The 12,658-nt window shown below is 37.6% G+C and carries 9 protein-coding genes and 1 riboswitch; of the genes, 2 read left to right on the plus strand and 7 right to left on the minus strand.

Translation table 11 applies throughout. The features are described 5' to 3' along the window. Positions 1-321 precede the first annotated feature (321 nt). Positions 322-1,104 (minus strand): hypothetical protein, encoded by a 783-nt coding sequence (locus ACQKMH_RS27320; RefSeq protein ID WP_427590388.1) that lies wholly within the window; start codon positions 1,102-1,104, stop codon positions 322-324. A 209-nt stretch (positions 1,105-1,313) separates the two neighbouring features. Between ACQKMH_RS27320 and ACQKMH_RS27325 the strand changes: the two genes are divergently transcribed. After that, entirely contained in the window at positions 1,314-2,057 is a 744-nt protein-coding gene (locus ACQKMH_RS27325) for a class I SAM-dependent methyltransferase (RefSeq protein ID WP_427590389.1), read from the plus strand. Between the two features lie 58 nt (positions 2,058-2,115). Here the strand turns inward: ACQKMH_RS27325 and ACQKMH_RS27330 are convergent, their stop codons facing one another. The 5 genes from ACQKMH_RS27330 to ACQKMH_RS27350 form a co-directional block, all read right to left on the minus strand. After that, the gene (locus ACQKMH_RS27330; protein ID WP_268938506.1) at positions 2,116-3,375 is read right to left on the minus strand and encodes a cation:dicarboxylate symporter family transporter; all 1,260 of its coding nucleotides are present in this window, start codon (positions 3,373-3,375) and stop codon (positions 2,116-2,118) included. 171 nt (positions 3,376-3,546) lie between these two features. Further along, positions 3,547-3,695: riboswitch (cyclic di-AMP (ydaO/yuaA leader) on the minus strand. A gap of 199 nt (positions 3,696-3,894) precedes the next feature. Next, complete coding sequence (locus tag ACQKMH_RS27335; protein WP_427590390.1) at positions 3,895-5,157, minus strand: efflux RND transporter periplasmic adaptor subunit; 1,263 nt, start codon at positions 5,155-5,157, stop codon at positions 3,895-3,897. A 14-nt stretch (positions 5,158-5,171) separates the two neighbouring features. Further along, positions 5,172-5,834: a hypothetical protein gene (locus ACQKMH_RS27340; protein WP_427590391.1), complete on the minus strand. Its 663-nt coding sequence runs from the start codon at positions 5,832-5,834 to the stop codon at positions 5,172-5,174. A 124-nt stretch (positions 5,835-5,958) separates the two neighbouring features. Then, a complete protein-coding gene (locus ACQKMH_RS27345; RefSeq protein WP_427590392.1) occupies positions 5,959-6,852 on the minus strand; it encodes a diacylglycerol/lipid kinase family protein in 894 nt (297 codons plus the stop codon). 159 nt (positions 6,853-7,011) lie between these two features. Next, positions 7,012-7,890 carry a TetR/AcrR family transcriptional regulator gene (locus tag ACQKMH_RS27350; RefSeq protein ID WP_427590393.1) on the minus strand — a complete coding sequence of 293 codons (879 nt, stop codon included), beginning with the start codon at positions 7,888-7,890 and terminating at the stop codon, positions 7,012-7,014. A gap of 189 nt (positions 7,891-8,079) precedes the next feature. Between ACQKMH_RS27350 and ACQKMH_RS27355 the strand changes: the two genes are divergently transcribed. Next, a complete protein-coding gene (locus ACQKMH_RS27355; protein WP_427590394.1) occupies positions 8,080-11,208 on the plus strand; it encodes an efflux RND transporter permease subunit in 3,129 nt (1,042 codons plus the stop codon). Positions 11,209-11,461: 253 nt separating this feature from the next. Here ACQKMH_RS27355 and ACQKMH_RS27360 read toward each other — a convergent pair whose 3' ends face one another. Beyond that, complete coding sequence (locus ACQKMH_RS27360) at positions 11,462-12,301, minus strand: tyrosine-type recombinase/integrase (protein WP_427590395.1); 840 nt, start codon at positions 12,299-12,301, stop codon at positions 11,462-11,464. Positions 12,302-12,658 lie beyond the last annotated feature (357 nt).

Genomic DNA, 12,658 nt, shown 5'->3' on the forward strand with positions numbered 1-12,658 from the left:
GTGCTAGCATATCCTATGCGTCGAAGCCATTCGGGCATTTACAGGCTGTTTTTCATCCATATTTTTCATTATAATTTTCATTCGATACCCATAAACCTTCATTTCCATCGATACCTTACAGCCTGTTATTGCGGGGAAAAGCGAAACTTCCATCAATGGTTCCTTTCCAATGATTACCAACAGTGGAACACAGGATAAATTCGCCACAATCCTGGGCGTCATCCTCTCTTATCTTTTATGCTTGAGGCAGTAAGTCTTACACCTAAAAAAATTCAAGGATGGGAAATAAGCAAATCAATAAAGTCTTATGATGGGAATAAATCAGGAAAGTGATTTGTTTTTAATAACGCATTCCCATACTTTTTCTTTTCGATTGAAGGAAATGAAGACGTCCGGCTCCTTCAAATTTCTATCCGAAAAGTCATCATGCATCTCATCCATGTTTAAATAATCTCCCACGACCCAAGCTGGTATCTCAATCTTCGTTCTTGAGTACTTAACGTCCCGAAATGAAAAAATTAGTCCCTCTGCGAGAATGGGAGCCAAGGAAGAAATGATTTCTGCGGGAATGGCCGTCAATTCTTTTTTCTTTCTTATCCCAAGCCAAGTCCTTTCCACTTTTAACGGCTCAAGCTTTAGCGGAATCAGACTACCCAACATCATATAATATGTCGAAAGAGAACGAAAATATATTTTATTGAACCAGCCATCATCCTGGGCAAGATACACAAATTGATTATTCAATTTACGAAAAAAGGGAGGCTCCAAATGGGTTTTCGTATGCCCTAAATATAAAAGTTCCGATAATTCCTTTCCATCCAATTCATCCAGCCCTTCCGCTTCTTCAAAATCAATCCAACAGAAATCTCCATATGCCCGGACATTTTCTTTAACCAGCTTAGCGATAGCCTCAGATGAAGCGCTCTCAAGCAGAACATTCAAATTGTATTCCCCACCATCGAATTGATGTTTCAATAATAAGATGGAATCCAAGGTATATGGCAGTGAATAGGCAAATTCGCGAAAATTTAGTCCATTAAAAAGGACAAACCGTTCGGAAGCCTGCATATGCATATATAAAATATCATTGCTATCATTCTTCATAACCTGTTCCCCTCCGAGCTTTCAATCAATAATGTTATTTTATCAAACTTTTTGGATTTCAAGTAAGATATATAACCCAGAATATTTATCCCGCATCATGTAAATAAATGGAAAACCTAACTCTATACCCACCTTATAAGATCAGGAACAAGCTCGACAATCCCCAATATCCATATTATAGTAAAAATAAAGGTTTGGAGGAATTGACGATGGATAAAATTGAAAAAGGTTTTATCATTAATTCTTTTCATGAAGCCGCTTCCCTTTATGCTCAAGCAACTAAAAAGATAGGGCTTTGGCAATCGGAAAAATATGCATTCGAAAAATATTTTTATCCGGATGATAAGATCCTTGATATCGGATGTGGAACAGGAAGAACCACCTTCGCACTGTATAAAAAAGGATTTCAAAAAATAACCGGATTGGATTTAACTCCTGCCATGCTTTCTGAAGCTGAAAAAATATCGCACGAAGTTAACCTGGATATACCATTTATCCTTGGCGATGCAGCCAACCTCCCTTTCAACAACTCATCTTTCGATAAAGCAATTTTCGCCTTTAATGGTTTAATGCAAATACCCAAACGAAAAAACCGTACTTTAGCTTTAAAAGAAATCAACCGTATTTTAAAACCCGAAGGCATCTTCATTTTCACAACACACGACCGTGATAAAAATGAAAATTACCTGAACTTCTGGGAGCAAGAGGAAATTATTTGGTGTGAAGGTAAACAAGATGAGAGGCTTTATGAATTCGGGGATATTTTCACACCTGGACAGACACTTCAAAATGATACTTATCTTCATATCCCAAATCAACTTGAAGTACTTAATTGTCTTGAAGAAGCAGGATTTACAGTCATCGAGAGCTTTTACCGGAGTGAATTATTCCATGAAAGCGATGATGTCATCAATTTCTCATCGGATTGCCGCTTTTGGATTGTTCGAAAATAAACATACATTTTTCAAAATCAAAAAAATCCAGAGTGAGGATATCACTCTGGATTTTCGATCAAGAAACTTGTTCTAGTTCTTTTTTGGAAGGAGGGTTGAATTGACCTTCCCATTTAGAGATAACGATTGCTGCAAGTGAATTACCGATAACGTTTACTACTGTACGTCCCATATCAAGAATACGGTCAATACCGGCAATAAATGCTAGACCTTCAATAGGAATACCGACAGTTCCCAATGTCGCTAAAAGAACTACGAAGGATACACCAGGTACACCCGCAATCCCTTTGGATGTAATCATTAATACTAGCATTAACGTGATTTGCTCATAAGCACTTAAATCAATTCCGTACATTTGAGCGATGAAAATAGCTGCTAACGCTTGATATAATGTAGAGCCATCAAGGTTAAAGGAGTATCCAGTCGGAATAACGAATGTAGCAATATGTTTCGGACATCCCGCTTTCTCCATTTTTTCCATAAGTTTCGGAAGAACCGCTTCTGAACTTGCTGTAGAGAACGCAAGAATCAATTCCTCTTTAAGAAGCTTAATCAACGTAAAGATATTGAATCCTACAAATTTTGCAATAAGACCCAGAATGACAATTACAAAGAAAATCATTGTTCCGTATACAGAAAGCGCTAACTTTCCTAACGGGATTAAAGATTCCAAACCGAACTTGGAGATGGTCACACCGATTAGTGCAAATACCCCGATAGGAGCAAATTTCATGACCATATTAGTTAAGTAGAACATTCCTTCTGCTGTACCTTGGAAGAAACGAAATACTGGTTTACCTTTTTCACCGATAGCCGCAATACTAAGTCCAAACAACACGGAGAAGAAAATAATCGCTAGCATATCACCTTGTACCATAGCTTGAACTGGATTAGACGGTACAATGTGAACGAGTGTATCTACAAAAGATTCATGCTGCTTAGTTTCTGCTGTATCAACATACGTGGAAATATCCGTTTGTTCCAGCTTATTCATATTCACCCCAGCACCCGGCTGGATGATATTCGCGGAAATCAGACCAACAGCAATCGCAATCATAGTTACCACTACAAAGTATGATAGTGATTTAGCTCCTAGTTTACCTACAGCTTTCAAATCACCTACACCCGCAACTGCAACGATAAGGCTAGATACAATGATTGGCACAACAATCATTTTAATCATTCGTAGGAAAATGTCTCCGAATGGCTGTAAAAAGTTTTGAGCCGTCTCGTTACCATAAAAAATGGCACCAACGATAATCCCTAGAATTAAACCAATGAAAATTTGGCTTGCTAAACTTAATTTGAATTTCTTCATATACTTTCCTCACCTTCCATAAAGTCTTTGATGCAAAAACATTTTGTCTCGGTAAGGGAAACAAGATCATAATAGAAAGAAAGTAATTTTTCTTTTTTGAAAAACTCTGTCTTTACGCCGAAAAAAAAGACACTTCATGTGTCGATTTCTTATTGGCGTGAATATTCACACATGTTCCCTTGAAGACGCTGACGAGGTTAGCTGTCGGGTTAGGATTGGAAACACAAAAAGCCCTTTCATTTCTGAATTCACCCCTAGCGGATATGAATCCACAAAATTGGGTCCCCCGTTCTTGGAATAAGATTAAGCGAGTTAACTTATAATAAAATATTATACTAAAAATGTGATTCTGTAAATATTTATTCTCGCCCCCTATAGAAATAATCTTTAAATATGTCTGAAAATTCTGTATTAACGACTATTATACCTGTAATTACACTTCCCGATTTTATTCATTTAAAATTATATGGATATATAATTTATAACGAATTTGACATCCCCTCATTTGATGAAAAAAAGCTATTTTTCCAAAATGCCAAGTAACAGATACCTTACTTTTTCCCTATTGGTGAATTTTTTATAAGTTTTAGTTTTCACTTTTTCTAATTGAATGGGAGTAATAAAATGAGAATGGTTTTTCACTACCCCGTTTGGTTCTATTAGGATGATTTCACCAACTGCCGGCCCCTTTATGATTTCTTGCTTTCCTTCTGCTTTAAGTCCTTTTGTAATGTAGTGCTTATCCACAAAGCCTTTTTTAGTCAATTTATAGACATGCGGCTGTTTTTTTGGATGGACTGCTTCTTCAGGAATGGAGGGTACACCCGCTTTCTCATTGGTTATTACTGCAAGGTTGACCTTTGATCCAACCAACAAAGGTTCCGTTTCTTCACCCTCCGGTTCGATCATGGCTTGAAATGGAAATCTGCTACCTTTTTTTAATGATGGCTCTTCTGCAGGATAAGAATGTATACGACCTATTGTTCCATTCAATGACTTTTTTAAATCAGGGGAGCTTGCTTTTATAGTCATGCCCACTTCAGCCTTTTTCATCTCTTCTTCAGAGAAATCCCCTTCAATTGCCATATTTGTTGAAACAATGGATATAATGGGATTATTCAGGTTTTTATTGATGTTTTTAACCACACCATCTGCTTCACTCGCCGTCTCAACCGCGCTGGTCTGCTCCTCGATTGAGCTTAATTGAGCATCATACATTTTCACTTTTTCATTCAAGCTGCTTTTTTCTAGTTCTTGCTTGTACATTTCTTGCTCAATGTTACTTTTGATAAGATCTGTAGAGCTAGTGGTTACATCAATATTCAAGGTCTTTTCTACCGAGTCATCGATGACCGCCTTATCAGGATTGCTGGTCAGGGTTCCTTGATAAGTCCTCAACTTCCCAATGTATTCGTCAATTCCTGCAATCTCTCCTTCAGCAGCTGTTTTCTCCGCTTCTAAATTCGCTTTAAGCGCATCCAGTTCGGCTGTCGTATACTCGAATAACGGAGAGCCAGCCGCTACCTCATCTCCCTCTTTTACAAGAAATTTTTTGAAGTCGTTTTTCTTGGCATCGAAATAGATATCAAACTCTTCTACAGGTTTAACTACCCCTTTTGTTTGAATAGTATCCCTAATTGTATCTTTTTTTACTTTAGTCCAGTTTTCCACGAAAACAGTTCGTTCCACTTTGCTTTCTTTCTTTTCAATAAGGTATAAGTTAACGGTTATTAATGCAATCGAAGCAAAAGATACTGCCGCTATTTTCCATTTCGCCTTCATTCTTTTCACCCGCCTTATACAAATACGCCCACTTGGATATATGCTAAAAAGGCTTTAACAAACCACGTGGCCAAATAGAATAGAAAAGTCATTGATAGGACCAAATATTTATTCCGTTCTGTAAATTCCTTTAAATAGAAATATTGCAGGACAATAATAAGAAATTGAAAAATGGTGATTTCGCTGAAAAAATGAATAAAGTAATCACTTCTTAGAAAATACTGACTGATGACACCCAATGAAAAAGGGTTAGCATCGTTTCCGATATCCATTAATACAAATAGAGGAAGCAACAATATTTTCTCCAATAATTGCAAACCGAAAATGATCATTTGAACGATTACTAATTTTATGTATGGGATATCCGTAACAATCCAAAAGAATAGAGAAGAAAAAAATATATATATGGAAGGATAAAAGAGACCCGCTATAATATTTCCGCACACTATCAGCAACTTTCCCGCTTCAAATTCATCAGCAGTCATCTTTGTGATTTCTTTGGAAAATGACTCAGAGCCAATGCCGAAATATCCTCCAATTGCAAAAACTATAACACTAAGAAAATATAATAATAGTAGTTTCCATCCAAGCCGCGTGACCGCTTCTGCATTTTGCAGCTGGTAACGACTCCTATGGGGCTCTAAAATGCCCTTTAACAATCTGACCTGGTACACCATATGTGTTCCTCCTGCAAAAAATGATATATCATTCTATATTTTATCTTATTTTGGAAGCAAATGCAGAAATAAGGAATGAATGAAACAAAAAAAACACATATCACTTAATTTAATACTCTCTTCTCTAATTCGGCGTTAATACCGATAAATGATGACTAAGGATTTTAATCCGGGTAGGCGTTTGGCTATAGATCTCTCCATCCATATCCACATCAAGCGGCATCTTGGTTTCAATGATCAGAGTACCCGCCTGTAAATAAGTCACCCCTGACTCCGGACTCAGTTTTTCAGTCCACAAACGTTTCATAGCCATTATTTCAAAAAATGCACTAAGGTTTGCTTTTTCCAAGATGGCAATGCCAAACAGCCCATCATCAGGGCTTACCATGGGAAATGGCAATAAATTAGTACCAATATAACACCCATTCAAGACCAAAATCATGATTGCTTCCCCTTCAATCATATTTCCATCATATTGGAGCTTAAAGGGAAACGGGTTATTATCTCCAATCGTCCTAACCGCACTTAATAAATATCCGATCTTTCCGAACTTATTTTTTTCCTGCTCATCAATATTGCTTGATGCGTCAGAAATAAGTCCAACACCCCAAAAATTCGAAAAATAAGCATCATCGGCCTGCCCTATGTCAATTGAACGAACTTTGCCATTTACAAGTGCTTCCGAGGCTTGACGAATATTTTGAGGAATCTTTAATGTCCTGGAGAAGTCATTACACGTCCCTCCAGGCAAAACCCCAAACAGAGGCCTCTTTCCAAGTGATGAAAGACCATTTACACACTCATGAACGGTTCCATCTCCTCCCAATACAAAAACAACATCCATGTCTTCCCCATATTCCGAGCAAAATCGACTTGCATCGCCTTTTTCCTTCGTTTGCAAAATAAGGAACTCATCAATATGAGGAGCTATAATCGGAAGACACTGCTCGAGATTTCTTTCGAGTTTATCGTTCCCGGCTTTTTTATTGTAAATCAGCATTCCTTTTTTCCATCTCATGACGTAGCCCCCATATTCAAATCAAGAATTTCTTCTTTATAATTACCTTTTCCTAAAGCCTACCTTTTGAAACTCAATCTTATATGCGAAAATTCAGAATTGAAATTCCACACAGTATCCACATAAAAAAGAGGCTTTACGCCCCTTTCTGTAAAACCTTCATAAATTCATTAAATAATCCTTCATCGTTAAGATAAGCTTTGAACAAAGGGGACTTCGTTTTTCATTTTTTTCCAAAAACAACAAAAGACTTTCCAGGATAATCGAACTTGGTTTAACTTTAGAAAATTCTTCTTGAATCGCCTTTAAAGCTTCTGTATTTTTACTTATTTCCATTCCCTCTTCTTTACGCGTTTCCACTTCCAACATCCTGCTGATGATCGAATGGATTTCCTCTTTAGGGCTCAATTCCTGCAAAGAGCATTTTGGTAATGGAAATTGCTTCAATAATGGATCTTCCTTGTTTTGCAGGCTTGCGATGATCGAATCCATCCGGTTCAAGATGAAGTTAGGTAACAATTCCACTTCGTAGGCATCTTTTTTTCTGATTAACATTCCGATATATCCCTTGAAAAGGGAATCTAATATGATCGTGCTATCAGGCAAAAGCTCAGCCGAGAGATCTGGGTATAACTCAATGATTTTACGCTTGCACCAAATCAGGCCCTCTTCATGCATATAATGTAAAAACCTATCCAATTCTTTGCTGATATGAACCATTTGTTCCTGCAACAGCATTTGAATGAAATTGGTATTCCCTGTCATATGCTCAATATGAACAGTGATTTGCCTTAAAAACTTGTCTTTACTTGATAAAGAAGCATCAAGTTCCAGATCGAGCAAAGAGTCCGTCAACGCCTCATAAAAATTTTTAAAAATAGAGACGAGCAACTCTTCCTTCGATTTAAAGTAATTATAAAAAGATCCCTTTGCTATCCCGCACTTTTCAGCAATTTCCTGAACGGAAGTAGCATGATAGCCTTTCTCCGCGAAAAGTTCCACAGATTTATCTATAATCATTTTATGTTTTTCATTCATCAAATCCATCCTATCCCATAAATATTATCCACTTATGACCACTCAGTCATATCATCCACATTGTATCCCAAAACCCTTGAAATCACAACGATAAAACTAACAGTTATTATCTATTGCATTCATAATACTTATACTATATATTTGAATCTATGACCGACTAGTCACAATATAAGTATGGAGGGTAATAGTTTGAATTCTATAATTAAATTTTCTTTGAAAAATAAACTGGCAATCTGGCTGCTTACAATCATCATCGTTGCAGCGGGTTTATATTCCGGTTTAAACATGAAGCAAGAAACCATTCCCAATATCTCAACTCCTTTAATAAGCATTTCCACCGTATACCCTGGAGCTGCACCTGAAGAAGTAGCAGATAAACTCACAGAACAGATTGAACAGAAAGTAACAAATTTATCAGGAGTCGAATTAGTCAGTTCGTCTTCCATGGCCAATGTTTCTTCCGTCCAATTACAATATAATTATGATACGGATATGGACGACGCTGTAAAAGAAGTGAAAGAAGCATTAGAGAAATTAGAACTGCCTGAGGGAGTGGATGACCCAAGCGTATCTAAATTGGAATTAAACGCTTTTCCAGTTGTCGCACTCAGTGTAACAGATAAGGATTCTGATTTGCCTGCCCTGACAAAAAACGTCGAAGAGGTATTAGTACCTAAACTTGAAGGGATTGACGGTGTAACATCCGTTTCAATTTCCGGACAACAAGTAAATGAAGGCAGCCTTGTATTCGATGAAGATAAGATGGCGCAATACGGACTCGACGAAGAGACTGTGAAGAAGGTAATCCAAGCAGCGAACGTCAAGGTGCCACTAGGTATATATAACTTTGAAGATAAAGAAAAAACGATCGTTGTTGATGGAAACATCTCCACATTAAAAGACCTGAAAAATATTAAAATACCTTTAACGGGTGGTTCAAAAACAGAAACACCAACTCAAGGTGCACCTGATACAAATCAAGTATCTCCTGGACTGGCACCAAATACTGTCCAACCACAAAATGTTAAATTATCAGACATTGCCGAAGTTAAAATCACCGGTAAGGCTGAATCTATCTCAAGAACAAACGGCAGCGAATCGATCGGACTCCAGGTTACAAGATCACCTGATGCCGATACAGTTGCAATCGTAGACGAAGTAAAAGAAGAAGTTTCCAATTTCAAAGAAGATTTCAAAGGCGTAAGTGTTCATACTACGCTTGATCAAGCCAAACCGATTAAAGATTCTGTAGAAACGATGATTAGTAAGGCAATTTTCGGCTGTCTGTTTGCCGTCATTGTTATCATGCTTTTCCTAAGGAACTTTAAAACGACTCTAATTTCTGTCATTTCAATTCCATTATCTTTATTGGCAGCCCTATTGGTGCTCAAACAATTGGACATCTCATTAAATGTCATGACATTAGGTGCCATGACAGTTGCCATTGGCCGAGTCGTCGATGACTCGATTGTCGTAATTGAAAATATCTATAGAAGAATGGCCTTAAAAGGCGAACAATTAAAAGGCGGCGAATTAATACGCTCTGCCACTAAGGAAATGTTCATCCCTATTCTGTCATCAACAATCGTTACTGTAGCCGTTTACTTGCCTCTAGCGAGCGTTACGGGAGCAGTTGGGGAACTATTCATGCCATTCGCATTAACAATGGTGTTTGCATTAGTTGCATCATTAATCATTGCCATTACTCTTGTTCCTGCCATGGCAGACTCTTTATTTAAAAATGGACTATCTGAAAAAGAATTAAAATCACATGAAGAAAAGCCAAGCAAACTATCTCTATTCTACCGCAAAGCGCTGGATTGGTCATTAAACCATAAGTTAATCACTTTTGGAACGGCCATTGTATTATTAGTCGGCAGCTTATTCCTAATTCCAAGTATCGGTGTCAGCTTCATGCCTGCAGATGAAGAAAAAACGATCATCGTTACTTACACTCCAGCTCCAGGTGAACTAAAAGAGGATATTGAAAAACAAACCGAAAAAGTAGAAAAATATTTCATGGATAAAGATGATGTGGAGACCGTTCAATACACATTAGGGGAAAACATGATGTCCGGCATGATGGGCGGCTCGGGTAACTCGGCTCTCTTCTATGTAATTTATGATGAAGACACTGAAAACTTCGGGGACAAGAAAGAAAAGATCATAAAAGATTTAACTAGCCTTGATACACCCGGAACATGGAAACAACAAGAATTCACATCAACATCAAGCAATGAAACTACCCTATATGTATATGGAAATACACAAAAAGATATTGAACCGGTAATCGATGATATTCAGAATATCATGAAGAAAAACAAAGACTTAAAAGATGTTGATACGAGTCTTTCCGATGCTTATGAGCAATATACACTAGTAGCAGACCAACAAAAGCTTAGTGACCTTGGACTAACAGCTGCACAAATTGGTATGTCCATTGCAAATTCGAACAAAGATGATGCTCTAACTACAATTAAGAAAGATGGAGAAGAAGTCAAAGTATATGTCGAGACAGAAGAAACGACATTTGAAGATAAAAAAGATCTTGAGAATACGAAAATCACCTCTCCAATGGGTATGGAAATACCATTAAAAGAGCTTGTGAAAATCGAAGAAGGCAAGACGTCCGATACAATAAGCCGTCGCGATGGTAAAATTTATGCCGACGTGTCTGCAACAATCAAATCGGATGATGTAGCAGCAGTAACAGCTAAGGTACAAAAGGAAGTTGATAAATTAGACCTTCCTGCAAGTGTTTCCGTTGATTATGGTGGAGTAACCGAAGACATTCAAGAATCATTCACTCAACTTGGCATCGCTATGTTAGCAGCAATTGCTATCGTGTACTTTGTCCTTGTCGTCACTTTCCATGGCGGTCTAGCACCAATCGCCATTCTATTCTCCTTACCATTTACGGTAATCGGGGCATTAGCAGGATTATTCATTGCAGGTGAGACCATCAGCGTATCGGCTATGATGGGTGTCCTCATGCTTATTGGTATCGTTGTAACCAATGCCATCGTATTAGTGGATCGTGTAATCAAAAATGAAGATTCGGGCTTATCTACTCGTGAGGCATTACTGGAGGCAGGATCAACACGGCTACGTCCAATCTTGATGACCGCCCTCGCCACAGTTGGTGCTTTAATACCACTGGCCATCGGTGCAGAAGGCAGCGGATTAATTTCACAAGGTTTGGGAATAACAGTTATCGGAGGACTAGTGAGTTCTACACTGCTTACACTTGTCATTGTACCGGTAGTTTATGAAGTAATAATGAAGATAGGCAAAAAGAAGAAAAAAACAGCTAAATAAGAATGGAGGGCATCCCATAATAGGGATGCCCTCTCTCTTTTCTTGATCAAATGACTCGAAGCTTGCCTCATCAACTCATCCACATGGATGGTATATAAGCTAAAAACAGCCCATTTCAAGGTTTAGCTACCTCCCGTTCCTCCTAATGCTTCATCTCTCAGCTCTTCTTAGACGGACTTCTATGGACTAAATTAGTTTGTTTATAGGAACAAAAAAAAAGAAAGACTTCGTCTTCCTTTTTAACTTCTATAGGTTAATGTTTAGTGAAAGTTTGATCTATCGCATTTTCAAGATCCAGCGATGTTTCTTTTAAATAACGTTTCGTTACGTTTAAATCTTTATGACCGGCAAGCTTTGATATTGTTTGTATATCTATTCCATTATCCACTAGCCTTTGGCAAAATGTATGACGCAATTTATGTGGGTGCACATTATATTTTTTCAATATATATTGAACTGACCTCGGTGTGATCCTTTGATTATAACTTGAAATGAACAACGGACCTGCTTTTTCTTTTAAAGAATAAAGATAATTTTTCACATGTTGGATAGCCGATAATGTAAGGGGAACGTTCCTATCAATTTCACCTTTTGCGTTCCTAACAACAATATAATTTTTCTCTGTATCCATGATGACGTCCCGACCATTCAAGTCACATAATTCAGATACACGAATTCCAGTATGTAACAACAGGTATACGATGGCAATGTTCCTTAGATTTCCCTCTGCTTCTATATCTCTTAACAGGATTTCCTGCTCTTTTATACTTAAAGTTTCCGGCACCTCATGCTTCTGCTCTTTAATCTTACGTTCAACAGTAAGCATTATTTGTGGTTTGCCCAAAAATTTAAAGAATACATTTAGGGCGATATAGTGTTTTTCAATTGTCCCTGGACTTTTCTTGCAATTTTCTAAATTGTCAAGATAGTCTTGGACATCTTCAGATTGGATTTCCAACAATATCTTTTGTGTCTGATCACAAAACTGTGAAAGAACACCAGTATAGGTTTTGATCGTATTATCTGATTTGCCTTGGTCTCTCAACCATTCAGCAAACGAAAAAATCATTTTTTCTTTAGCAGAGGTATCCATCGGCTATTCCCCCAATGACAGTTTCAGAACTAAGTTAAGTTTAACATATATCCCTAAAGAAACGAAGGAATCTGTCCATATGTCTTATACAGATATGATTATACAAAAAGATGCGGAAATCATTTTGTATGATCATTGATGATGCATTTATAGTATGTCCTATGTCCTATCTTATACTACCTCTAACATTCTTTATATGAGTCTTATCGGTTTCTACCTTTTAGCTGGTTTCAAGCAAGGATTCAGAAGGAAACAAACGACAAAAAAAGACCAGCCGGATGGCTGATCTTTAAAATGGCTTGGCGGCGTCCTACTCTCACAGGGGGAAACCCCCAACTACCATCGGCGCTGAAGAGC

This window comes from Peribacillus sp. NPDC097895, from assembly GCF_050277555.1.
GTDB lineage: Bacteria > Bacillota > Bacilli > Bacillales > DSM-1321 > Peribacillus.

What these genes read in the sequence shown, in the direction of transcription:
- ACQKMH_RS27320 (WP_427590388.1), bottom strand. Translation starts at nt 1,104, where the DNA reads ATGAAGAATGATAGCAATGATATTTTATATATGCATATGCAGGCTTCC.
- ACQKMH_RS27325 (WP_427590389.1), top strand. Translation starts at nt 1,314, where the DNA reads ATGGATAAAATTGAAAAAGGTTTTATCATTAATTCTTTTCATGAAGCC.
- ACQKMH_RS27330 (WP_268938506.1), bottom strand. Translation starts at nt 3,375, where the DNA reads ATGAAGAAATTCAAATTAAGTTTAGCAAGCCAAATTTTCATTGGTTTA.
- ACQKMH_RS27335 (WP_427590390.1), bottom strand. Translation starts at nt 5,157, where the DNA reads ATGAAGGCGAAATGGAAAATAGCGGCAGTATCTTTTGCTTCGATTGCA.
- ACQKMH_RS27340 (WP_427590391.1), bottom strand. Translation starts at nt 5,834, where the DNA reads ATGGTGTACCAGGTCAGATTGTTAAAGGGCATTTTAGAGCCCCATAGG.
- ACQKMH_RS27345 (WP_427590392.1), bottom strand. Translation starts at nt 6,852, where the DNA reads ATGAGATGGAAAAAAGGAATGCTGATTTACAATAAAAAAGCCGGGAAC.
- ACQKMH_RS27350 (WP_427590393.1), bottom strand. Translation starts at nt 7,890, where the DNA reads ATGAATGAAAAACATAAAATGATTATAGATAAATCTGTGGAACTTTTC.
- ACQKMH_RS27360 (WP_427590395.1), bottom strand. Translation starts at nt 12,301, where the DNA reads ATGGATACCTCTGCTAAAGAAAAAATGATTTTTTCGTTTGCTGAATGG.